Annotated in this window: 19 protein-coding genes; 15 read left to right on the top strand and 4 right to left on the bottom strand. The window is 55.7% G+C overall.

Annotated features, from left to right (window positions below):
• Window positions 1-79 precede the first annotated feature (79 nt).
• From hrpB to coaW, 8 genes are all read left to right on the top strand, one after another.
• Window positions 80-2641: an ATP-dependent helicase HrpB gene (gene hrpB, locus FPZ49_RS07420; RefSeq protein ID WP_144845102.1), complete on the top strand. Its 2562-nt coding sequence runs from the start codon at window positions 80-82 to the stop codon at window positions 2639-2641.
• Window positions 2642-2770: 129 nt separating this feature from the next.
• A complete protein-coding gene (locus FPZ49_RS07415; RefSeq protein ID WP_222429884.1) occupies window positions 2771-3988 on the top strand; it encodes an MFS transporter in 1218 nt (405 codons plus the stop codon).
• A 23-nt stretch (window positions 3989-4011) separates the two neighbouring features.
• The gene (locus tag FPZ49_RS07410; protein WP_144845100.1) at window positions 4012-4968 is read left to right on the top strand and encodes a D-2-hydroxyacid dehydrogenase; all 957 of its coding nucleotides are present in this window, start codon (window positions 4012-4014) and stop codon (window positions 4966-4968) included.
• Window positions 4969-5032: 64 nt separating this feature from the next.
• The gene (locus FPZ49_RS07405; protein ID WP_144845098.1) at window positions 5033-5290 is read left to right on the top strand and encodes a hypothetical protein; all 258 of its coding nucleotides are present in this window, start codon (window positions 5033-5035) and stop codon (window positions 5288-5290) included.
• A gap of 188 nt (window positions 5291-5478) precedes the next feature.
• Complete coding sequence (locus tag FPZ49_RS07400; RefSeq protein WP_144845096.1) at window positions 5479-5736, top strand: HPr family phosphocarrier protein; 258 nt, start codon at window positions 5479-5481, stop codon at window positions 5734-5736.
• A 164-nt stretch (window positions 5737-5900) separates the two neighbouring features.
• Window positions 5901-7055, top strand: coding sequence for a metallophosphoesterase (locus tag FPZ49_RS07395; protein ID WP_144845094.1), 1155 nt, complete (start codon window positions 5901-5903; stop codon window positions 7053-7055).
• Between the two features lie 87 nt (window positions 7056-7142).
• Window positions 7143-8036, top strand: a complete 894-nt coding sequence (gene rarD / locus FPZ49_RS07390) for an EamA family transporter RarD (RefSeq protein ID WP_144845092.1) — start codon at window positions 7143-7145, stop codon at window positions 8034-8036.
• 14 nt (window positions 8037-8050) lie between these two features.
• Window positions 8051-8899, top strand: a complete 849-nt coding sequence (gene coaW / locus FPZ49_RS07385) for a type II pantothenate kinase (RefSeq protein ID WP_144845090.1) — start codon at window positions 8051-8053, stop codon at window positions 8897-8899.
• A 175-nt stretch (window positions 8900-9074) separates the two neighbouring features.
• Here the strand turns inward: coaW and FPZ49_RS07380 are convergent, their stop codons facing one another.
• Together FPZ49_RS07380 and arfA are read right to left on the bottom strand one after the other, a co-directional pair.
• A complete protein-coding gene (locus FPZ49_RS07380) occupies window positions 9075-10307 on the bottom strand; it encodes a Stk1 family PASTA domain-containing Ser/Thr kinase (RefSeq protein WP_144845088.1) in 1233 nt (410 codons plus the stop codon).
• A 181-nt stretch (window positions 10308-10488) separates the two neighbouring features.
• Window positions 10489-12000, bottom strand: a complete 1512-nt coding sequence (gene arfA / locus FPZ49_RS07375) for an arabinosylfuranosidase ArfA (RefSeq protein WP_144845086.1) — start codon at window positions 11998-12000, stop codon at window positions 10489-10491.
• A 189-nt stretch (window positions 12001-12189) separates the two neighbouring features.
• On the opposite strand from arfA, the gene FPZ49_RS07370 reads away from it, so the two are divergent.
• The 4 genes from FPZ49_RS07370 to FPZ49_RS36360 all read left to right on the top strand — a co-directional run bounded on the left by FPZ49_RS07370 (window position 12190) and on the right by FPZ49_RS36360 (window position 16539).
• Window positions 12190-13095, top strand: a complete 906-nt coding sequence (locus FPZ49_RS07370) for an ArsR/SmtB family transcription factor (RefSeq protein ID WP_144845084.1) — start codon at window positions 12190-12192, stop codon at window positions 13093-13095.
• A gap of 97 nt (window positions 13096-13192) precedes the next feature.
• The gene (locus tag FPZ49_RS07365; RefSeq protein WP_144845082.1) at window positions 13193-15427 is read left to right on the top strand and encodes a heavy metal translocating P-type ATPase; all 2235 of its coding nucleotides are present in this window, start codon (window positions 13193-13195) and stop codon (window positions 15425-15427) included.
• A 157-nt stretch (window positions 15428-15584) separates the two neighbouring features.
• Window positions 15585-16037 carry an 8-oxo-dGTP diphosphatase gene (locus FPZ49_RS07360; RefSeq protein WP_261381312.1) on the top strand — a complete coding sequence of 151 codons (453 nt, stop codon included), beginning with the start codon at window positions 15585-15587 and terminating at the stop codon, window positions 16035-16037.
• Between the two features lie 13 nt (window positions 16038-16050).
• On the top strand, window positions 16051-16539 hold the full coding sequence (locus FPZ49_RS36360) for a hypothetical protein (protein ID WP_144845078.1): 489 nt from the start codon (window positions 16051-16053) through the stop codon (window positions 16537-16539).
• 257 nt (window positions 16540-16796) lie between these two features.
• On the opposite strand, the gene FPZ49_RS07350 is transcribed toward FPZ49_RS36360, so the two are convergent.
• The gene (locus tag FPZ49_RS07350; protein WP_186445670.1) at window positions 16797-17672 is read right to left on the bottom strand and encodes a helix-turn-helix domain-containing protein; all 876 of its coding nucleotides are present in this window, start codon (window positions 17670-17672) and stop codon (window positions 16797-16799) included.
• 284 nt (window positions 17673-17956) lie between these two features.
• On the opposite strand from FPZ49_RS07350, the gene FPZ49_RS07345 reads away from it, so the two are divergent.
• The 3 genes from FPZ49_RS07345 to FPZ49_RS07335 are packed head-to-tail and all read left to right on the top strand — an operon-like array spanning window position 17957 to window position 21696.
• Window positions 17957-18976, top strand: coding sequence for a Gfo/Idh/MocA family protein (locus FPZ49_RS07345; RefSeq protein ID WP_144845074.1), 1020 nt, complete (start codon window positions 17957-17959; stop codon window positions 18974-18976).
• Between the two features lie 34 nt (window positions 18977-19010).
• The gene (locus FPZ49_RS07340) at window positions 19011-20345 is read left to right on the top strand and encodes an ABC transporter substrate-binding protein (protein ID WP_144845072.1); all 1335 of its coding nucleotides are present in this window, start codon (window positions 19011-19013) and stop codon (window positions 20343-20345) included.
• Window positions 20346-20373: 28 nt separating this feature from the next.
• Window positions 20374-21696 carry a glycoside hydrolase family 28 protein gene (locus FPZ49_RS07335; RefSeq protein WP_144845070.1) on the top strand — a complete coding sequence of 441 codons (1323 nt, stop codon included), beginning with the start codon at window positions 20374-20376 and terminating at the stop codon, window positions 21694-21696.
• Between the two features lie 76 nt (window positions 21697-21772).
• Here the strand turns inward: FPZ49_RS07335 and FPZ49_RS07330 are convergent, their stop codons facing one another.
• Entirely contained in the window at window positions 21773-22630 is an 858-nt protein-coding gene (locus tag FPZ49_RS07330; protein WP_144845068.1) for an alpha/beta hydrolase, read from the bottom strand.
• Window positions 22631-22787 lie beyond the last annotated feature (157 nt).

The following is a 22787-nucleotide window of genomic DNA, read 5'->3' as shown; positions in this document are numbered from 1 at the left end:
TTCCGGTGAAAAGTGCGTAACGTCGGTCACGATATGTTAGAATAAGGGCTGATGTACCAAAGGCTGGAGTGATCTTAGGATGATAAAGCTGCCGATTGAATCGGTGTTGAATGCATTGAAAGACGTGCTGAGCGGTTCTACCAGCGCGGTGCTGGTTGCGCAGCCGGGCGCGGGGAAAACGACCCGCGTGCCGCTTGCATTAATGGACGAGCCGTGGCTGGCGGGTCGGAAGATTGTCATGCTGGAGCCGCGGCGATTGGCTGCCCGCTCGGCTGCGCAGTATATGGCCGCCGCGCTGGGCGAACGCGTGGGCGAGACGGTGGGCTACCGTGTGCGGCTGGACACGAAGGTAGGGCCTGGGACGCGCATTGAAGTGATCACGGAAGGCGTGTTGACCCGACTGCTGCAGGAGGATCCGTCGCTGGAGGGTGTCGGGCTTGTTATTTTTGATGAGTTTCACGAGCGGAGCCTGCATGCCGATCTGGGGCTGGCGCTCTGTATCCAAGCGCAGCAGGTGTTCCGCGAGGAGCTGCGGCTGCTTGTAATGTCCGCCACACTGGAGGCGGAGCCGGTGGCTGCGCTGCTCGGCGATGCGCCGGTCATCCGGAGCGAGGGCCGGAGCTACGCGGTTGAGACGCGATATTTGGAGCGGCCCGTGGCGGATCGGATGGAGCCTGCCGTCGTGCAGGCGGTGATGAAGGCGCTCGAGAGCGACGAGGGCGATCTGCTCGTGTTTTTGCCGGGCGCAGCGGAGATCAGGCGCGTAGCTGCGCGATTGGCGGAGCTGCTGGGTGCGGGCGCAGGCGCTGGTGCAGGGGTGCGAATTGCGCCGCTGTATGGTCAGCTGACGCAGGCGGAGCAGGACGCGGCGCTGAAGCCTTGCGGCCCCGGCGAGCGCAAGGTCGTGCTCGCCACGTCCATTGCCGAGACGAGCCTTACCGTCGAAGGGGTGCGGGTCGTCGTCGACAGCGGCTGGATGCGGGTGCCGCGGTTTTCGCCACGCACCGGAATGACGCGGCTCGAGACGGTGCGCGTGTCCCGCGCCTCGGCCGATCAGAGGCGGGGCCGCGCGGGCCGCTTGGCTGCCGGCGTCTGCTACCGGCTGTGGACGGTGCAGGAGGACCGGCAGCTGGCGGAGCGCTCTACGCCGGAGGTGCTCGAGGCGGACTTGACTGCGCTGGCGCTGGAGCTGGCCGCCTGGGGCGTGAGCGATCCGCTCGAGCTGCAGTGGCTCGACCCGCCGCCCGGCGCGGCGATGAGCCATGCGCGGGAGCTGCTCGGGCAGCTCGGAGCGCTCGCCGAAGGCGGCGGGATTACCGCGCACGGACGGGCGATGGCCGAGCTCGGCCTGCACCCGCGGCTCGCGCATATGCTGCTGCAAGCCGCGCCGCTGCGGCTTGGCGGGCTCGCTAGCGAGCTGGCTGCGATTCTCAGCTCGCGCGATTTTTTGCGCAGCGCGTCCGGCGCTGCGGACAGCGATTTGCGCCTCCGCGTGGAGGCGCTGCGCGGCTTCGCGGCCACCGGCCGCCAGCCGCTGCCGGGGTACACCGCGGATGCGGGCACGTGCCGGCAGCTGCTCGCGGAGGCGCGGCAGTTCCGGGCGGCGCTAGCCGCCAACAGCGCAGCGGCGCATGAAGCTCGCGACGCCGCGGGCACGGGCTCGGCGGAGGAGATTCATGCGGCCGGCCTGCTGCTGGCCTTCGCCTACCCGGACCGGATCGCGGCGAAGCGGCCGAACGGCCGGTATTTGCTCAGCAGCGGCCGTGGGGCGGCGCTGCCGGACGCAGGCTCACAGCCGATCTCATCCGCTGTGTACCTTGTCGCCGCGGAGCTGGATGATCAGGGGGCGGAAAGCCGCATTTATCTCGCCAGCCCGGTGGCGCTGGAGGAGCTGGAGCAGCATTGCTCGGAGCTGCTGGAGCGGGAGCGCTCGATCAGCTGGGATCGATCGGCTGGGGCCGTGCGAGCACGACAGCGACTCAGGCTGGGCGCGATCGTGCTGCAGGAGAAGCCGCTGGCCAGTCTGCAGCCGGATGAGCTGCAGGCTGCGCTGCTGCAAGGCATCGCCGAGGAAGGGCTCGGCATCCTGCCTTGGACCCGCGCGTCGCGGCAGCTGCAGCACCGGGCTTCGTTCATGCATCGGGCCGATCCTAGTTGGCCCGATTGGTCCGACGAAGCGCTGCTCGGTTCGCTGGCGGACTGGCTCGGCCCGCAGCTGTACGGCTTGCGAAGCCGGGACGACCTGCAGCGGCTAAACCTGACGGACATCCTCGAAAATCGGCTGACCTGGGACCAGCGCCGGGAGCTGGATGTGTCCGTTCCGACGCATATCGTAGTGCCAAGCGGCTCGCGCATCCCTGTCGACTACAGCGACCCGGCAGCACCGGTGCTAGCGGTGCGGCTGCAGGAGCTGTTCGGCTTGCAGGAAACGCCTAAAATCGCGAGACGTACCGTTCCGGTCACGCTGCATCTGCTGTCTCCGGCGCATCGGCCGGTCCAGGTGACTAAAGACCTCGCGAGCTTTTGGCAAAATGCATATTTTGAAGTGAAAAAGGATCTAAAAGGGCGATATCCTAAACATCATTGGCCGGACGATCCGTTAAGCGCGATCCCGACAAATCGGGCGAAGCCGAGGAGCTGATCGATGCTCCGGATCAACGGATTACCTGGAAGTAACTAACATACATCGAAGAAACTATCTTTTCATTTCAGGCTCAAAGCAGTACCATGGGTTAGAAATTGAAAACGTGTTCTTAGTGAGGTGATCGGGTTGGAACCATGGAAGCGTACGATGTGGATCTTGTGGTTTGGCGTGCTGCTGTGCAGCTCCAGTTATACGATGTCGGTGCCGTTCTTGCCGCTCTTCTTACTGGATCTAGGCGTCGATCAGAGTACGGTAAATCTGTGGGCCGGGATCGTGTATTCGTCTTCTTTTCTGATCGGAGCTATTATGGCACCCTTCTGGGGCGGGTTAGCGGACAAGTATGGCAAGAAAAAAATGGTCATTCGAGCGGGCATCAGTTTGGCAGTCATTTACTCTTTGTTCTCGATTGTGCACAATCCGTGGCAGCTGATCGGCGTTCGTCTGCTGCACGGGTTCGTCGGCGGGTTCGTCCCTGCGTCGATGTCGATCGTCGCTTCGAAGACGCCGGAGAAGCACATGGGCTGGAGCCTTGGCATGATGCAGGCCGGTACGATGACCGGGGGAATTCTGGGTCCTTTATTCGGGGGGCTGCTCGCGCAATGGTTCGGCCTGCGACTTAGCTTTGTCGTGGCGAGCTGTGTTATTTTTTTAGCGGCGGTGGCCGTGATCTTTTGGGTGGACGAGGGCAAGATCGAGAAGAAGACATCGAGCACGAGCATCCTGCAAACGTGGAAGGAAGCCGCAACGAACCGCGGGCTGCTGCTCATGCTTCTGCTGCTCTTCGTTTATCAGCTGTCCTTGAATATGATTCAGCCCTTGCTTACGCTGCACATTGCCAATTTGCAAGGGAAGCTGGAGGGAGCGGTGCTGTCGTCGGGCATCATTTTCTCGCTGATCGGCATTGCGGGCATCATTGCCTCCCCGCTGTGGGGCAGGCTGGGTGAAAAGTATAACTATATTACTATTCTATGCATTTGCTTATTTGGTGCAGGAGGTGTCGTATCAACGCAGTATTGGGTTTATAGTCTGACGGTGTTTACGATCGTCCAATTTATTTATGGGCTGTTCGTCGCAGGTATCTCTCCAGCGGTGAATACGATGGTCGTAAAGCAAACGGATGCAGCCTTCCGAGGGCGCTCCTTCGGGCTGACCACCAGCGCCAACCAATTCGGTGCTATGGCCGGACCGCTGATCGGGGGCGCGCTCGGCACCAAGATGGGGATCCACCCCGTGTTTATCGCGACCGGCTTAGTGCTGGTGATTGTCGGTTTCATCATGTTTGGCAGCGGTAGGCGCAAACCGGAGACCAAGCCGGGCGGGTCACTGCAAAACTCTCATTCCTAATAGAAGGCTAGGTGAGCATAAGCATGTCACGAAAAATCGTTGTGGTCCACGCCGTTCGTCCTGAGCATGAGGCGCAAATCCGCCGTATTGCCCCTGAGTTTGAGCTGTTTCATTCCAAGGATAAGGAAGCGCTCAAGTCGGAGCTGCGAGACGCGGAAATTGTCGCCGGCTGGAACAGCCTCGCTGAGGCGGAATGCTTCGAACCGGATGCAAAGCTGCGCTGGGTGCAAAACTGGGGGGCTGGAGTAGACCGGATGCCGCTGCACCGGTTTGCCGAGCGGCAGGTGGTGCTCTCGAATGCCAGCGGCGTTCACCCGAATCCGATCTCGGAATCGGTGCTGGCGATGATGCTCGCACTGACGCGAGGGGTACATAGGTCGATTCAGAATCAAGGTAAACGGTACTGGAAGCCGCTGAATCAGCTGGGCGAAATGCATGGTAAAACCGTCGGGATTATTGGGGTAGGCGCCATCGGCACGGAAATTGCCAAGCTGTGCAAAGCGTTCGACATGCGGGTCATCGGCGTGAAGCGTACGGCAGAGCCTGTGGCGAACGTTGATCGTATGGTTACACTCGAGCAATTGGACGAGGTGCTGGTGGAAAGCGACTACGTGGTGTCGACCCTTCCTTTGACGCAAGAGACGGAGCAGCTGTTCGGGGCGGAGCAATTTGCACGGATGAAGCCAACCGCTTATTATATCAATATCGGCCGCGGCAAAACGACCCATACGAAGGCCTTAATCGAAGCACTCCAGAAGGGTGAGCTGGCCGGCGCGGGACTGGATGTTTTCGAGACGGAGCCCCTACCCGAATCCGATCCCTTGTGGGAGCTCGACAATGTCATCATCACCGCGCATAATTCCGGTTCAACGCAGCAGTATGAGGATCGGGCGATGGAGATCTTTTTGCACAATTTGAAGGATTACGTGGCCGGCCGAACGCCTAGTCGAAACGTGGTTGATTTGGAGCGGCAGTATTAATTCCGTTTGGGGTCCGCAAGGCCACGAGTGAGAAGCATGAACTTAAGCACAAAGGGTGAACACAATGATTCAAGTTTTAGAAGCCGGTATGGAGCACAACAAAGAAGAGGGCTACGTGGGCCGGGTGGCGTTTCAAGTCGAGAACCATAAGCTGCCGTACGAAATTACGCTGTTCAGCAAGAGCGGCAGGGACTGGGGCTACGGTTTGTTTTTCTGGAAGGAATCCGGCAGCGAAGAGCAGATCGAAGAGGTGGAGGAGCTGCTGGAGGACAACGATGAGTTGTTCGAGCTGCTAGTGAACGCGGCGAAAGCCAAGCTGTAATGATCCGGTAAAAAGAGTCGCGGGCTGTATTGGTTCGCGGCTTTTTGCCTCTCATCTAGGGATTTGTTCTTATATTTCATAAACCTATTGCAAGCGCTTACCCATTACTTTAAAATTATAGATACGAAGAAGGAGGCCGCCCGATGCGGTTTCCAGGACGAATCTAAAGCCGGGACAGGTGAGAAGCCATGAGAGTGCATGAAATTACGATTACTAGTGATATGCAGCCGCAATACTTGCAATTGATTGCACAACGCGCCAGCGAGTTCCGCTCCGATATCAAGATCAAGTTCGAGAAAGAAAATATACAGCTTGACGCGAAGAGCATACTGGGCATGATGATGCTCCCGATGCATCGGGGCACGAAGGTGATTATTCAAACGAAAGGTGGAGACGAAGAAGAAGCGATTGAGACGATGAGCAGCTTGCTGGAGCTCAAAGCATAGACAAAGCGGGTGCCGATTGGGCACTGTCGGCTTTGTTTTTTTTGTGCTTGCAGAAGAAAGTCTGTTACAATAAGTAAATTCATTCTCTTATGTGAATTACATACAAAGTTGACAACTCTTAACCTCAGAATCTCGTTAATAGTTGCAATAAGGAGTGTTCAAGCATGAGCTCGCGTTTGCGTGTGACCGCCATAATTACCGGTATTCTTCTCCTTCTCGTGGTCATTCAATATTACATCGGGTGGCATGGGTGGTTATTGCTGTCTACGGTTTTTCATCTGGGGACCAGCAGCGTCTATTGGATTTTGTTTTGGATTATCGCCTTCGGGTATGTGCTTGCCCGGCTCGGCTCTCGCGTGCTGCCGTCCTTTGTTTATCGTACGCTGAAGCTGCTTGGCTCGTATTGGCTTGCCGCGATGCTGTACCTTTTGCTAATGCTCCCATTGGTAGATTTGGTGGCTTGGGTTGTACGCCTAGGCGATTGGATGACTTCGGATCAGGCCGTAAAAGGGCTTGGAGTGATCGTTGTGCTGCTGCTGGCTGCAATTCTGTTTCGTGGCTCTTGGAATGCTTGGAACCCTGTCATCCGACGGTATGATCTTCACATTGCCAAGAAAGCAGGCGAATGGAAGACGCTACGTGTGGCTGTCGCCTCGGATTTGCACCTGGGGACGATCGTGCGCAAGTCGTATCTGCAAGTGCTGGTAGATCGGGTCAATGCGCTGCAGCCGGATCTAATTCTATTCCCGGGCGATGTGATCGACGATAGTGTCAAGCCCTTTATTGAGCAGAATATGGGGCAAGTCATGAAGCAGCTGCAGGCGAAGCTGGGGATCTATGCGGTGCTTGGCAATCACGAATATATCGGCGGACACGTTGCGGAGTATGTCAAACAAATGCAGGCCTGCGGTATTCGCGTGTTGATGGACGAGCAGGTGAAAATTGCGGATAGCTTCTATATCCTTGGACGCAAGGATCGGGCGGTGGAGCGGTTCGGCGGGGGCAGCCGTCTGGCGCTAGAGGAGCTTCTGGCTGGCGTGGATACTACACTTCCGCTCATCCTGATGGATCATCAGCCGTATCACTTGGACAAGGCTGCCGAGCAGGGGATTGACGTCATGCTGTCCGGCCATACTCACCGGGGGCAAATGACACCGAACCACTGGATCACGGGACGGCTGTTCGAGCTGGACTGGGGCTATATAAAAAAAAGGGGGCTGCACGCGATCGTTTCCTCCGGCTTCGGCACATGGGGGCCGCCGATTCGTCTGGGCAGCCGTTCGGAAATTATTGAGCTGAACCTTCATTTTGAAGGATAAGCATTCCGGGTCCGTAGGATGTGTGATAGAATAGGAGAAGTTTTTTAAAAAAGTTGCTTGGCGATGAATGAAAGGTTGCAGACAACTATGAATCGCGGAATTATTTATGCTGTACTTGCGTACGTCGCATGGGGCTTGCTGCCTTTGTATTGGAAGCTGTTCGCCTCGCTCTCCTCTTGGGAGATATTAGGTCACCGGGTGCTGTGGTCGTTCGTTTTCGTAGCGTTGCTGCTTCTAATCGGGAAGCGGTTCAGGGAGCTCATGGCGGTGCTTCGGCAAAAGAGCACTTTGTTCCCTGTGATCTGGTCGTCACTGCTCATCAGTGCGAATTGGCTAATCTTTATTTGGGCCGTCAATAATGGTCATATCGTTGAAACCAGCTTGGGCTATTATATGAATCCGATTATTAATGTGCTGCTGGGTGTCCTGTTTTTGAAAGAGAGGCTCCATCCGGCGCAATGGCTGTCCATCGGACTGGCGTTTGTCGGGGTGCTGGTGCTCGCCGTCAGCTACGGGGCTTTCCCATGGATTTCCATCTCGCTCGCGCTGTCCTTCGGGTTATACGGACTGGCGAAAAAGCGCATGAAGCTGGATCCGATGCTCAGTCTTGGCGGAGAGACGGTCGTAGTGCTGCCGCTGGCAGTCCTGTATTTGAGCTTTATCGGCGTTCAGGGGCAGACCCATGTCGGCGCATTGGATGCCGGACGGCTCATCTTGCTCCTGCTTTCAGGCGCTGCGACGGCGATGCCGCTCTTCTGGTTTGCACAAGCGGCGAAGCGGCTCACCTTGTCCACCGTTGGGTTCATTCAGTATATCGGACCTTCGATCAGCCTGGTGCTGGGTGTCTTATTGTTCAAGGAGCCGTTCACTCCAGTGCATATGGTTTGCTTCTCGCTGATATGGGGAGCGCTGGTGCTGTTTACTTGGAGTTCGTTTAGAGGCAGCCGAAGCGTGGTTCGGCCGATTGCCAGAGAGCAATAATTATCAAAAGTTCAATGTTTGGAAGAAGGAAAGGGGAAAGTCCGCTGGCACACTCAACCTGTTTAGGGATCGACGCAGGAGGTACCCTGGTCAAGTTCGCATACGAGAAGCAGGGTACCTTGGCGTTTCATAAAATTCCATCGGCCCGCATGGATACAGCTGCCGCATGGATTCAAGAGCACTTTCCCGATGCTCAGCTGTGCATCACCGGCGGTAAGAGCAGTCTGCTGCAGTCCTTGCTGCAGCGCAGCGCGCACACGATTGTGGAGTTCGAAGCGACCTGTCTTGGAGCGCAGCATTTGCTGGAGGGGCAGGAGAAGACGGCACAAGGGTACATCCTGACCAACGTGGGGACCGGCACGTCCATTCATTGCGTCCAGGGAACTGAACACCGCCGGATCGGCGGCACGGGGGTCGGCGGCGGCACGATCGTCGGGCTGTCGTGGCTGCTCACCGGCCGGAGCGATTTTAAAGAGATCGTGGAGCTTTCACGGCAAGGCGAGCGGGATCGGATCGATTTGAAGGTCAGTCATATTTATGAGGGCATGGAGCCGCCGATTCCGGGCGATTTGACGGCGAGTAATTTCGGTCACGTGCTGCAAGACACCGGACCGAAACGCGCGGAGGATATGCTCGCTTCCGTCATCGGGCTAGTCGGGGAAACCGTATCGTCGGTTAGCGTGCACGCGGCCGGGCAGTGCGGGGTCGAATCGGTCGTTTATATCGGCACCTCCTTCGTGGATAACGAGCTGCTTCGTGAGGTGGTTGCCCGCTATACCAGACTGAGAGGCTCGGAGCCGGTCTTTATGACGAACGGCGAGTTCAGCGGGGCGATCGGCGCACTGTTGAGCAATTTTACATAGCTAAGCGAGAGCTTCGAAATACCTGCTGGATTAGGTTCCGGCGGGTATTTTTTTGCGTGAAAATTCGGTGAAAATTCGGTGAAAATTCGGTGAAAATTCGGTGAAAATTCGGTGAAAATTCGGTGCAAATCAAAAAAACGAGGGCTTGAGCCCCCGCTTTATGGAAACCAATCGTTTATTGACCTCGGCTCACCCAGAAGGTGATCTGTGTGCCTTTGGGCACTTGCGTGTTGGGCTCAAGGTCCTGCTTGAAGACGATGCCCTGTGCTTGCTCGTTGGGCTCGATCACGTATTTATAACGCAATCCGGCGGCCAAAGCCTGCTTCTCTGCTTCTTCCCTGGGCACTCCCGTTAGTTTTGGAATGACACCGACCGCCACTTGGCTTGGATCGACGGTAGGAGCTTGCGCGGTCGTTACCGGCGTCTGTTGCTGCGGTGATGGAGTAGGCGCAGCTGCTTTGACGTCCACCTTCGATTCAAGAGACAGCTCGGGCGGCTTCATCAGCTTGATCGTTCCGAATTCCACCAACAAGAGAATAGCAAGAATGCTGCCGCCGATAACCCATTTCCGATTCCAAGCGGACGAGCGCTTCACCATTGGAGCGGGCTCTGCCGATTTCTCCGCTTTTGAGCTTGGAGTCGTCGGCCGCGGGATCGGATTGACGCTGCTAGGGCCTCTTGAAGAGGCTGCTTTCGGTGAAGCTATGTCCTGCCGGCCTTCAAGTCGGCTTAAAATTTTATCCAGTCCGGAAAGCAGCTGCGGCAGAGGCATCTCTTGCGACATCGCCTGTCGGATGCGATTCATCAGATCTGTCGTTTGCTCCTCAGTCAATGTACGGAACGAGGACTGAAGCTGCTCGCAGAGCTGTTCTGGATCGGCCGGGACGTTCAGTGTTTGGCCCAGCATTTGGGCCAGCAGTCTGCAAAGTCCTTGTGCGCCGCTCCACTGCGGATCGCAGGGCTCCCAGTAATTGATGACGGACAAGCCGAGCTCCTCGCTGCTCCACAAGTTATCGGCGCTGACCGAAAAGCCGGTAATGCCTTGCTTTTTGGCCTCACGCATCCCGTAGCCCAAATCCCGCACCCGTTTTAAAATCTCCAGCTCCGAGAACGCCCGTACCCCCAGCTCATCCAGGAAGAGTCTTCCGGTTCCAGGCTGTAAGACGGCCATAATGCGATCCGGCTTGACGTCAAAATCCAGCACATGGATAAACCGTTCATCCGAAAGTCTCGAAATGCTGCGGATGCTTTGGATATAAGCTTGCGTCACCGCTTCCTTGGCGGGATCCAGAACAAACAGCAGCACCTCGCGGTTGAAAAACAAATCTTTTCCCCGATGCAAATCGCCGATTCTCAATCTCTTTATACACTGCTCGGGGATATATCGTGTTTGGCATGTGTCGTCCATTGGAACCCCTCCTCTAATTTCAGGTTTCCGTCATGGGGCAAGGTTATGGTCAACGGGATCAATTTTTGGCACTCTTTAAACTATTCGCAGCAAAGCCGGGATTTGTGTCAGGTGGCATAAAAAAAGACAGCCGTGAAAGCGACTGTCCTCTGTATACACTATTATGCAATTGCTGCGCTGTTTATTCCACTTTTAAACGAATGACATTCCACGAGGCTTTCGCCAAGCTCGCATCGACTGAAGTGCCGGTTACGACGGCGTTTCCTTTGCTGTGAGGCTTTACGTTGTCGGGCTGCTCGGCGGTGTTAACCGCTTTTAGATTGTCATGCTCCAGCACAAGATGCTCAAGCAAGCGGCAGGAGCCGAAGCTGCGAAGATCCACATGCAGCGGCAGCGAATCTGTCAAATGTCGGTTGACCGCGAACACCGTCACCTCGGAATGCTCTTCGTTGAGTACGGCTACCGCTTCCAAGTACGGAACATCGGTGATATCCTTCGCATCGTATTTTGGCGATTGAATGAGCGGCACGAGCGCCTTCCCGCGGCCGAACAGCGAAGCGTGAAGGTAAGGGTAAAAAATCGTTTGCTTCCAAGCGGCTCCGCCGTTTTGTGTCATAATTGGGGCGATAACGTTGACCAGCTGCGCGATGCAGGCCATTTTGACCCGGTCCGCATGCTTCAGCAGGCTGATCAGCATGCATCCGACGAGCAGGGCGTCCTCGTGCGTGTACACATCCTCCAGCTGCGGCGGGGCGATCTGCCATGGATCCAGCTTTTTGTCGGCATCCTTGGAATGGAACCACACATTCCATTCGTCGAAGGAAAGGAACATTTTCTTTTTGCTGCGCTTCTTCGCTTTGACATAGTCGCAGGTGGCGATAACGGAGCGGATGAAATCATCCATCTCAATGGAGCGGGCAAGGAAGCTTGCCGTATCGTTCTGGGGATTGCCATAGTATTGGTGCAGCGACAAATAGTCCACATGCTCATAAGTATGATCGAGCACGGTGGATTCCCATTCAGGGAACGTAGGCATTGTTCGGGAGGAGCTGCCGCAGGCGACGAGCTCGATGGTCGGATCGACCCATTTCATGACCTTGGCGGCTTCGCAAGCCACTCTGCCGTATTCCACTGCGTTCTTATGGCCAATCTGCCAAGGACCGTCCATCTCGTTGCCCAGGCACCAGGTTTTGATCGCATGCGGCTGACGATAGCCATGCTCGGCGCGAAGCTCGCTCCAGTATGTACCTGACGGGTGGTTGCTGTATTCTACTACATTCCGTGCATCCTCAATCCCTTGCGTTCCCAAGTTGATGGCCCACATGACGTCGGAGCCTGCTTTTTTACACCAGTCGGAAAATTCGTTCAGCCCCACCAAATTCGGCTCAATCGTGCGCCATGCCAGCTCCAGCCGCTTCTTACGGGATTCCTTCGGCCCAATGCCGTCCTTCCAGTCATATCCAGACACAAAGTTACCGCCGGGGTAGCGGACAATCGGAACCTGCAGCGCTTTCACCAGCTCCAATACGTCGGTTCTGAAGCCTTGCTCGTCGGCTGACGGATGATCTGGCTCGTAGATGCCGCCATATACTGCGCGACCCAAGTGCTCGATAAAAGAGCCGTATAGGCGCTGATCCACTTCACCGATGATAAAATCCTTGTCCAAAATCATCTTTGCGGAAAATGAAGTCATGATAGTCGTCCTCTCGTTTTTTCTTTTGAATTAATAAAAATATTAACTAAATTAATGAAACTATTTATCCTTAGCCTATTAAACCACTAATATCTGCCTCTTGCAATCAGTTTTTGGCGCAATTACTTGATTTTTTAGAATTAATATATATATTAATTAGTAAAGGTTATCGAAGGGATGCATGTGGTGATGTTGAAGGCGGGGACGGATCGTTCATTTTTACCGTTGTATGAGGCATTGGCAAGCAGCGTTCGGCTGGACATTCTGGAACGAATCGCCGTGCAGCCGATGAGTGTCAAAGAGCTGGCGCAGGCGCTTGGACTCAGTAGTGCGATTATGACGATGCATATTCGTAAGCTGGAGCAGGGCGGGCTTGTTCGCTCGGAAATGATGCGCAAGGACGGCGGGACGCATAAGATGTGCTCTTTGGCCATCACTGGAATTGAGATCACGCTGCCGACCGCGAGTATTGAGAACAGGGCTTATCATGACGTATCTGTACCCGTGGGACATTACACCGCTTATGAGGTTTACCCTACCTGCGGGCTGGCGACACGTGAAAAAGTGATCGGTCAATTCGATGATCCGAGGTACTTCCTCGAGCCGGAGCGGATGCATGCGGGCATTCTTTGGTTTGGAAAAGGGTACGTCGAGTACAAGATCCCGAATTATTTGCTGGCAGGGCAGCGGCTGACGGAAATCGAGATTACGCTTGAAATCGGTTCTGAGGCGCCAGGGGTGAATGAACACTATCCTTCGGATATTTATTTTTATTTGAATGGGACCCGCCTTGGTATGTGGACGAGCCCTGGGGATTATGGGGACCGGAGGGGAAGGTATACCCCGGATTGGTGGAATGCGAAGGTGAACCAATACGGCTTGCTGAAGCGGATCCGAATTCGGGACGACGGTACGACGATGGATGGGCAGCGGTTATCCGATGTGGGCCTCTCGGAGCTTGTCCTTGACCGGAATCACTGGAATCTGCGGCTCGAGGTGCCTGAACATACAGCGAATGTCGGCGGGCTGACCTTGTATGGTGCGGGCTTCGGCAATTACCCACAGGATATCGGCTTTCGAGTGTATTATGAATAAAATCAGCTAAGCCACGGCTGTCTCCAGACATGATCGCTTGTACGCGTCCATATATTTAGGATGGTGAGGGTATTTCATGGGTACTGGGGTGTAATCAATGAGCGGTAGATCGGCTTACGAGCCTGTTGTGTTGCAAATTACCGGCATGACCTGCGCCGCTTGTGCGGCTCGGATCGAGAAGGTCGTCGGCAGAATCGACGGCGTAGAGGAGATCAGCGTCAATCTTGCGCTGGAGCGGGCGACGGTGGCGCTGGATGAATCAAAGGTACCGTTAGGGCGCGTGATTGAAAAAATTATCCAGCTTGGCTTTGGCGCCACCAAGCAGCAGATGGCCGCAGAGGACAACCATGAGGCGGAGCAGAGGGAGTTTCGGAGGCTGCAGCGCACCGTGCTGCTCTCGCTGCTGCTCACGCTCCCGTTCGTCTGGGCGATGGCAGGCCATCATGGCTTATCGCATGCGATTTGGGTACCGGAGCTGCTGCTCAACCCGTATTTTCAGCTGCTCCTGGCGACCCCGATTCAGTTTGTAATCGGGTTTCCATTCTATGTCCGTGCGTTTCAAGCACTCCGTAATTTCAGCGCCAATATGGATGTGCTGGTTGTGTTGGGCACGTCGACGGCTTATTTTTACAGCCATTACTTGACCATGCGCGTCTCATCGATGGCAGCGGGCGAGCACAGCATGCATGAGATGTCGATGCCGCTGTATTTTGACAGCAGTGCGATGATTCTGACCATCGTGCTGATCGGCAAATGGCTGGAAGCCCGCGCCAAGCAAAGCACGCGCTCGCAGCTTCAGCAGTTGCACCTGCTGCAAGCGAAAACTGCGCGAGTCCTTCGGGGGAGCGAGGAGCTGGTTGTCCCTGCAGCCGAGGTGCGCAGCGGCGATATGCTCGTCGTTCGGCCCGGGGAAAAGGTGCCTGCGGATGGGGAAATTGTGGAGGGCAGAGCACTGGTGGATGAGTCCATGATCAGTGGAGAAAGTGTCCCGGTCGAGAAGAAGCCTGGCGATGCGGTCACCGGCGGAACGGTTAATCAGAACGGAGTGCTCACGATCCGCTCAACGAAGGTCGGCAAGGAGACGCTGGTGGCCGGCATGATCCGCTTACTGGAGCAAGCGCAAAGCTCGAAAGCGCCGATTCAGCGGTTGGCTGACAAAATTTCCGGCGTTTTCGTGCCCGTTGTTGTCGGGGCGGCGATTGCTACTTTTTTCTTGTGGTATTTGTGGCTTAGCCCCGGGGTGGAGGGCGACGCTCTGGAGAAAGCGATCGCGGTCATGCTGATCTCATGCCCTTGTGCGCTCGGACTTGCAACCCCAACCTCCATTCTGGTCGGTACCGGGCGAGCGGCAACGTTGGGGATTTTGTTCAAGGAAGGAAAAACACTGGAGCGGCTGAGCTCGGCCGATACGATTGTGCTCGATAAAACCGGCACGCTGACCACAGGGAGGCCGGAGGTCACCGATGTGATGGCAGTCGATCGGTCGAAGGAAGCGTTTTTGCGGCTTGTCGCTTCCGCTGAACGCTATTCGGAGCATCCGTTTGGCAAAGCGATCGTTGGCAGGGCGGCTATTGATGGCATAACGCTATCGGAATGCTCCCGGTTTCAAATCGTTGCGGGGCGTGGCGTACAGGCGGAAGTGGAAGGCTCGGACGTCTGGATCGGCTCGTCGGCTTGGATGCAGGAGCTCGGCATCTCACTCGGTCTGCATCAGGATCGCATGCAGCGGCTGGCGAAGCAGGGCAAATCGGTGCTGCACGTCGCCACGGGCGGGAAATGGATCGGCGCAGTCGCGCTTAGCGATTCAATCCGGACGACCTCGTCCCAAGCGGTCCGGCGGCTGCAGCAGCAGCACGGTTTGGAGGTCGTGATGGCGACCGGGGACCGGCAGGCGGCTGCAGACGCGATTGCTAAGCGGGCGGGCATCTCCAGCGTCTATGCGGAGCGGCTGCCCGAGGAGAAGCTGCTGCTGGTCCAGAGTCTGCAGGCGCGCGGCCGGAAGGTCGTGATGGTGGGCGACGGGATCAACGACGCCCCGGCGCTGGCCGCCGCCGACATCGGCATCGCGGTTCGCTCGGGCACGGAGCTGACCCAAGCCGCCGCAGATATCGTGCTGCTGCGAGGCGACTTGAACAGCATCGCCGACGCGATGCGGGTGAGCCGAAAGACAATTTACAATATAAGGCAAAACTTTGCCTTTTCGTTCTGTTACAATCTCGTCGCCATTCCGTTTGCGGCCGCCGGGTTTATGGCGCCTTGGATGGCGTGCACGGCGATGGCGTTGAGCTCGGTCACGGTGGTGTGTAATGCGCTGCGTTTGCGGAGGGCGTGAGCTCGCGCAAGGGTGCGAGCGGGATTGAGCCTTCGATGGAACGAAACCATGGTATGATCTGCTGCCGAAATATGCTATGGTGTGGTGGATACGGATCAAACCAAACGGATCGGAGCGAAGGCTAGTGTCGGCAAATGTGAGTTATAAGCTGTATACCATGTGCATGGTGCAGGATGGAGACAAAGTACTGCTCATCAATCGGCCGGAGAGCAAAGGCATCCCTGGCTATATCGCTCCCGGAGGCAAGGTGGATTTTCCCGAAAGTATTGTGGACGCCGCCATTCGTGAGGTGAAGGAAGAAACCGGGCTGCAGGTAAAGGATATCGTTTTTAAAGGATTAGATGAATTCTGTGATCCCACGCAGTCGCTGAGGTATATGGTATTCAACTATCTGGCGACTTCGTTCGAAGGAGAGCTCCTGGCCCAGCCTCCCGAAGGTGAGCTGCTGTGGGTACATAAAGATGAGGCATTGAATTTGCCGATGCAAAGCTGGTTCAAGCGGCGATTTCCGCTGTTCTTCAGACCTGGTACCTTCGAGTACCATTTCTTATGGGATAAAGAGAACGAGGTTACGCTGGCGGAGACGATGAAGGAATACGAAGTAGTATAAACAGGCTTTGCTTTTGAACGGCATCCGTGGGGATGCCGTTTTTGTGTTTGACGGAGGCCAGGCGGCGAGCAGAGCGGAAAAGCCGCGCTGGAGCGGTGGGCGTGGCGCCGAGGCGGCGCGCAGAGCGGAAAAGCCGCGCTGGAGTGGTGGGCGTGGCGCCGAGGGTGCGAGCAAAGCGGAAAAGCCGCGCTGGAGCGGTGGGCGTGGAGCCGAGGCGGCGAACAGAGCGGAAAAGCCGCGCTGGAGCGGTGGGCATGGCGCCGAAGGTGCGAGCAAAGCGGAAAAGCCGCGCTGGAGCGGTGGGCGTGGCGCCGAGGCGGCGCGCAGAGCGGAAAAGCCGCGCTGGAGCGGTGGACGTGGAGGCGAGGCGACGAGCAAAGCGGAAAAGCCGCGCTGGAGCGGTGAGCGTGGCGCCGAGGCGGCGGAGCAGAGCGGAAAAGCCGCGCTGGAGCGGCGGGCGTGGCGCCGAGGAGGCGAGCAGAGCGGAAAAGCCGCGCTGTAGCGGCGAGCATGGAAGGCGAGGCGTCGAGCAGAGCGGAAAAGCCGCGCTGGAGCGGCGAGCGTGGCGCCGAGGGAGCGCGCAGAGCGGAAAAGCCGCTCTGGAGCGGGGAGCGTGGCGCCGAGGCGTCGAGCAGAGCGGAAAAGCCGCTTTGGAGCGGTGAGCGTGGTGCCGAGGGAGCGAGCAGAGCGGAAAAGCCGCGCTGGAGCGGTGGGCGTGGAGGCGAGGCGGCGGAGCAGAGCGGAAAAGCCGCTTTGCCATCACCCCTTCTGCAGACGCAGCTTGCGAAATTCGGCGGGAGTGCAGCCGTTATAGCGTTTGAAGATGCGGATGAACTGGGTCACGTTAGGGAAGCCGGATTGGACGCCGATGTCCGAGATGCTGAGCGGTTCGGTGAGCAGCAGGTGCTCGGCTTTTTTGATGCGGCGGAAATGCAGGTAGTCTACGAAGGACATGCCGATGCACTGCTGGAAATATTTGATGAAATAGTGGTACTCCAGATGGATGATCGGGAGCACATCGTGTATGCGGATCGGCTGCACGTAGTTGGCTTCTACATAGTCGAGCACCGGCTTCAGACGCTGCCAGTCTGCCGGCGACATCGGGTCTGTGGACGGCGCATATCGGATGAATAACGCAAGCAGCTGCTTGATCGCACCGCTGATCACGGCTTCGAAGCCGGGTTCCATTGAGCTCGCTTCCCGATAAATGCCTTTCAGCAGCTGATACATCGTCTGCTTTACTTCAGGGTACTTGGCCAGCACTTCATTCAGCCGGTCGAGCGGGTCGGATAATTCCATGAGGATCGGGGTGTAGTTTTTAGTGTACTGGTCGAGATGGGCGAGCATATCGAATTGCAGCACGATTTGTTTGACGGGCTGATGCCGTTTGGTGCGATGCAGCCGGGAGGAGCCGAGAATGAGCAAATCTTGCCCCTGCAATTCGAACATACTGTCTACGGTTTCCACCTGCATAGAGCCTTCCAGCAGCAGCAGGAGTTCCACTTCTTTATGATAATGCCACGAGTTCCACGAGGTGGAGGGCAAGGGATCCAGCTTGAAGTCCCAGATCTTGTAGCGCAAAAGCGGATGATGATAATCCACATGCTCGTTTCTAGCGTTAGCGTTCTGATTCATAGCGGCAGCCCCCCACGGAAGTTTGCGAGATGACAAGAATGGAATCGGTTTCACGAATGGTTTCATTATAGCACAAATTTTCCGGATGGAATGCTCAAATGACAGTTTTGTACGATTATGCGCCAGTTCTGTGTCTAGAGCGCCCTCCGATTTGGATTTACAATAATACCATGCAGTCAGCGGCAATAGCGTACCGGAAGCACTGCCATGCACAAAGAAGTACATACCAATAGGAACATTAACTCGCACAGAAGTCGACGGGTTGATCATGGGGGGAACGGATTGTGATTAAAGTAGGCTTGATGGGCTGCGGAGTCGTGGCAACTTATGGACATATTCCTACGATTATGAAAAATGCGGAGCTAGAGCTGGTCGCATTGTTTGAACCAGACGTGACTCGCAAGGAGCAGCTGGAGGCAGCGCATGAGATTCCGGTCTTTACGGATGAGGATGCTTTTTTTGAAGCGGGCTTTGAAGCTGTGATCGTTACCTCGCCGGCTCCGGCTCACTATTCAAATATTAGGGCGGCGGCCCGCTACGGGAAGCACGTCTTATGCGAAAAGCCGCTGGCGATGGATGAGCAGGAGGCGGAGGCCATCATCAAGCTGATGAAGGACTCCGGTTTAATGCTGTTCACGGCGTTTGATTACCGGTTCAGCCCGGTGGCCCAAACGATTAAGAGCATCGTAGACCAGGGGGCAATCGGCGAGGTGCGCTCTTTAAGGCTGCATTATGTTTGGAATTGCCATGGGAAGTACACGGATTCCAAAGTGATTCCTCTGCAAGTGAATGCCCGGCGGGAGGGGCGCATGCTTGAGGGGGGCCCGATGGTGGATTGCGGAGTGCATCAGATCGACCTGGCTAGATGGTGGCTGGGCTCGGAAGTCACTTCACAGCATTCTGAAGGCGTTTGGGTGGATGAATACGAAGCTCCCGACCATATGTATCTCCATATGAACCATGAGAACGGTGCGCACACGTTGGTGGAGATCAGCTACTCGTACAGCTTTACCGCCTTGGAGCCGGTGTCCCATTTTGAATACCATCTGATCGGAACGGAAGGCATTATCCAGTACAATCGCGAAGCGAAGCTGTTCGAAATGCGCAATGCGGCGGGAACAACGGTGTTTCCTTTTTACAAAGAGAAAAATTTTGCAGGAATGTATGAGGAATTCGCCCAAGCGATGGCTAGCGGATCGACAGGGAATATGCCTACGGGCACCGATGGATTGCTCGCCACTCGCATTGCACGCACCGCTACGGATGATTTATTAAGAAGGCGCGATACGATTTTTACCTTATGATGGGTGAAGGACTCAATTCTTAGGGGGAGTAGGAATGAAAAAGAAAACGATGCTGCTGTCTGTATTAAGTATGCTGCTGGTTGCATCGGGCTGTTCGAGCAATTCGGGCAGCTCGGAGGCTAAAGGAAGCACCGGTGCGACTGCCAAAGAGGAGGCCGCAGCGCCAAAAGAATCGAAGACTGCAATCAGCACGGAGCCCGTGACCCTCAAAATGTATCACAAGGGCGGCACGATCTCGGACGAGGAATTTAAAAACTATTTTGTCGAGCCGGTAGCCAAAAAATATCCGAACATCAAGCTGGAGCTGGTGCGAGACTCGGTCAAAGGAAATCAGCCGGAGGAGCTGCTGAGCGCAGGTTCCTTCCCGGACATTATTTATACAAGCAACCCTAGCATCCCGATTTATCAGGATTTGGACCTGATTGAGGATTTGAACCCGCTTGTGAAAAAGCACGGTCTGGATCTCGGCCGATTCCAAGACGTCGGGCTGGAGATGATGAAAGGGTATGACGCGAACAAGCTGGTGGGTTTGCCGCTCACGATGAATATGGCGGCTTTGATTTATAACAAGGATATTTTTGATAAATTAGGCGTTGCCTACCCGAAGGATGGCATGTCTTGGGATGAAGCGATTACGCTGGGCAAGCGATTAACCTTGGTCGACAACGGGGTTAAATATATCGGCCTGGACCCGTGGCGCGTGGAGTCTGTCGGCAGCCAAATGATCCTCCCGGTGGTCGATCCGAAAACGAATAAAGCGACGCTGGACAATGACGGCTGGGCCAAGGTGCTGCAGCTGTTTAAAGATGCAGTCGATGTGCCGGGCTACGTCGATAACGGCAAGTTTGAGTACGATTTCTTTAAGGACAACCTGGCCATGGCTCCGATGTGGGCCACGGATCTGGTCGGCAAGCTGTCCGACCCGAACATCGCGAAGCAGAAAAATTGGGATTTGGTCTCCGTTCCTTACGTCAAAGGCTTTGAAGGCAAAGGCCGCAATGTGGACGCACACATGCTGATGATCTCCAAAGTGAGCAAGCATAAGGATGAAGCATTTGCTGTCATTAGAGAGGTGTTCTCGGACGAGGTGCAGCTGGCCATGGCCAAAGCCGGACGGATCAGCCCGCTGAAGGATGAGCAGTTTAAGAAAAATTATTTGGCGGGCAATGCGAATTTCAACGGCAAAAACGTTGCTGCGTTATTCCAATTGACCTCGACGCCGCTCCCGGCGCATTCCAAGTACGAGAATCAAGTCCGAATCACCATTCGCAATGCCAAGCAAAAGCTGGCGATCGAGAAGAAGGACATCAATACGATTTTAAGAGAACTGCAGGAAGAATCGAACAAGTGGATTGAATCGCATCCATAATTATCGAGGTAAAGGGAGAAGCCTAGTCATGATATTGGACATCACTCAGTATGGCGCATGCAGCAATGGAGTGGATCTGGCGCACGAGCCGATTCAGCGCGCGATTGATGCCTGCGCGGAAGCGGGCGGCGGCACGGTTTATTTTCCAGCGGGTACCTATTTATGCGGCACGATTCATTTACGGTCCCATGTTTGCTTGCACTTGGACCAAGGGGCGGTCATTCTAGGAGCGGATGATGCCTCGTTGTACCCGGAAATCTGCAAAACGCCGTACGGCAATTTGCCGGGGCAAATTCAGGCGCTGCTATGGGCAGACCATGTCACGAATGTAACAATTATGGGCCAAGGTGTGATCGATGGCGGAGGTAACAGTGCGCTTAGCGGAGCGGATTCGGTGCACGTGAAATTTCGGCCGGCGCTTATTTTTTACCGCAATTGCGAGAAGGTTAAGTTCCTCGATGTGACGCTGCAGTATTCCTGCTTCTGGACGCTGCATTTGCTTCGCTGTAACGAGGTTTTGATCCGAGGATTAACGATTGTCGCGCATCAGGATCGGATCAACACCGACGGTATTGACCCGGATGGCTGCCGCAACGTAATCATCAGCGACTGCAATATTAAGACCGGCGACGATTGCATCGTGATCAAGAGCACCGAGGGGGACCCGTGCGAAAATACGACGATCACCAACTGCGTTCTCAGCTCGCGGCATGCGGCGCTTAAGATCGGCACAGAGGCTATCGGCGATATCCGGAACATCACCTTCAACAATTGTGTCATCTACAACACGAATGTGGCGCTGGCGCTGTATATGAAGGATGGCAGCACGTATGAAAATATTATTTTCAGTAACATGGTCGCGGAGGCTTACAATGAATTCCCGATTGTGATCGATATTACCCCAAGGTATTACAAGGAACCGAAGATCGGGAATATCCGCAGCGTCATTTTCGATAATGTGATCCTAACGGGCAAAGGCAGAGTCTACATCGAGGGTGTGGAGAACGGACCGGTCACGGACATTGCGATGCGCAACGTTACCTGGAACATTACCGGACCCTGCAAGCTGGAGAACATTCGCAAGCCGGACGGCGCTCGTCGGATCGATATCGACCCGAACCGGATCAACTATGCGGAGCAGCCGTATCAGCTGATTGCGGCTCATGTGGATGGACTGCTGATCAGCAACTGGAAGGTCTTTTTGCATGCGGAGCAGCAGAAGATGGATCGTGGGCGGTTTTATTTAAAATCGGTGGACGATTTGACGATCGAAAAGGTTCGGTTCCCGCAGCAGCAGTCATCCGAGCTTCCCCCGGTCCAAATGATCGACTGTCAGCTCCAAGTCAAGTAAGATTCCGTGTGAAAAAATAAACCTGCCTGGATCAACGAATCCAAGCAGGTTTTTGCCGTCTTTGGCGGTGTGTCACTTATGAATTGTGCACGGGAGGGATGCAGCGGTCGTTCAGCCATTCCAGCAGGTAAGCGATGACATGCTCCCGTTCCAGCTCATTGTGCAGCTCATGCCGGTATCCAGGCCATTCTCGAAAAGAACAGAGCGCGCCTGCTTCATACGCAAATTGTCTGGTCGCATCGATGGATGTGACCTTGTCGTTGCCGCCATGAAGCAGCAGCAGCGGAATGGACAGCTGCCCGGCATTGGCCATCGCCCATTGGGCCGCCCGCTGCATGCTGAAGAAAAATCGGAACGTAATTTGCCCGTGACCGAGCGGGTCCTCCGCATAGCGCCGGATCATCTCCGGGTCGGAGGTCAGCTGCTCAGCGGCCATCGGACGGTGATTCGTAAAGCTGGGGTAGATCTGCTCGGCGATCCGGCCGATCCATACCTGCAGCTGAGGCGGCTGGAAGGCCAGCTTCAGCCACGGAGCCGTGACGATGGCTCCGGAGATCTCCGGCTTACGCCGCAGTATGTAATTGAGCGTCACATTGCCGCCCATGCTGTGTCCAAGAATAAAGCGCTGAAGAGCCGGATATCGCCGCTTGGCTTCCTCGAAGAGCACATCTAAGCTTTCAAGCAGCGCATCGTATGAGGGGATATGCCCGCGTTTGCCTTCCGTTCTTCCGTGCCCCCGCTGGTCGTAGCTCAGCACGGCGTAGCCTTCGCTGGTCAGCGCGTCAGCTACGTGAGAATAACGCCCCGAATGCTCACCCATGCCATGTACGATGATGACTACTGCTTTGAGACCTTGCTCTTCCTCCGGGCGCCACTCGCAGCCGAACATTCGAGCTCCATCGGTGCTTTGCCAGCTGAATTCGGCGTATTTCATCGTTTGCCACCTCCGCCGTTTTGTACTCATGATAACAAGTCGTGCGGGAAATTGCTACCGGATTTTGGGAGTGGAATGCGCAATTTTAATTTAATATTTACAAAAAATGGTTTATCCCATACTATGAAAAATACTATATTTGAAGGGGCGTGTTTGC

The sequence above is a fragment of the Paenibacillus cremeus genome (genome assembly GCF_007786445.1).
GTDB lineage: Bacteria > Bacillota > Bacilli > Paenibacillales > NBRC-103111 > Paenibacillus_G > Paenibacillus_G cremeus.
The sequence above is the reverse complement of the archived record's forward strand: the minus strand, read 5'-3'. Positions and strand labels throughout refer to the sequence as shown.

What these genes read in the sequence shown, in the direction of transcription:
- FPZ49_RS07410 (WP_144845100.1), top strand. Translation starts at nt 4,012, where the DNA reads ATGTCACGAAAAATCGTTGTGGTCCACGCCGTTCGTCCTGAGCATGAG.
- coaW (WP_144845090.1), top strand. Translation starts at nt 8,051, where the DNA reads ATGTTTGGAAGAAGGAAAGGGGAAAGTCCGCTGGCACACTCAACCTGT.
- FPZ49_RS07395 (WP_144845094.1), top strand. Translation starts at nt 5,901, where the DNA reads ATGAGCTCGCGTTTGCGTGTGACCGCCATAATTACCGGTATTCTTCTC.
- hrpB (WP_144845102.1), top strand. Translation starts at nt 80, where the DNA reads ATGATAAAGCTGCCGATTGAATCGGTGTTGAATGCATTGAAAGACGTG.
- FPZ49_RS07330 (WP_144845068.1), bottom strand. Translation starts at nt 22,630, where the DNA reads ATGAAATACGCCGAATTCAGCTGGCAAAGCACCGATGGAGCTCGAATG.
- rarD (WP_144845092.1), top strand. Translation starts at nt 7,143, where the DNA reads ATGAATCGCGGAATTATTTATGCTGTACTTGCGTACGTCGCATGGGGC.
- FPZ49_RS07335 (WP_144845070.1), top strand. Translation starts at nt 20,374, where the DNA reads ATGATATTGGACATCACTCAGTATGGCGCATGCAGCAATGGAGTGGAT.
- FPZ49_RS07360 (WP_261381312.1), top strand. Translation starts at nt 15,585, where the DNA reads ATGTGCATGGTGCAGGATGGAGACAAAGTACTGCTCATCAATCGGCCG.
- FPZ49_RS07405 (WP_144845098.1), top strand. Translation starts at nt 5,033, where the DNA reads ATGATTCAAGTTTTAGAAGCCGGTATGGAGCACAACAAAGAAGAGGGC.
- FPZ49_RS07365 (WP_144845082.1), top strand. Translation starts at nt 13,193, where the DNA reads ATGAGCGGTAGATCGGCTTACGAGCCTGTTGTGTTGCAAATTACCGGC.
- FPZ49_RS07380 (WP_144845088.1), bottom strand. Translation starts at nt 10,307, where the DNA reads ATGGACGACACATGCCAAACACGATATATCCCCGAGCAGTGTATAAAG.
- FPZ49_RS07400 (WP_144845096.1), top strand. Translation starts at nt 5,479, where the DNA reads ATGAGAGTGCATGAAATTACGATTACTAGTGATATGCAGCCGCAATAC.
- FPZ49_RS07370 (WP_144845084.1), top strand. Translation starts at nt 12,190, where the DNA reads ATGTTGAAGGCGGGGACGGATCGTTCATTTTTACCGTTGTATGAGGCA.
- FPZ49_RS07340 (WP_144845072.1), top strand. Translation starts at nt 19,011, where the DNA reads ATGAAAAAGAAAACGATGCTGCTGTCTGTATTAAGTATGCTGCTGGTT.
- FPZ49_RS07350 (WP_186445670.1), bottom strand. Translation starts at nt 17,672, where the DNA reads ATGAATCAGAACGCTAACGCTAGAAACGAGCATGTGGATTATCATCAT.
- arfA (WP_144845086.1), bottom strand. Translation starts at nt 12,000, where the DNA reads ATGACTTCATTTTCCGCAAAGATGATTTTGGACAAGGATTTTATCATC.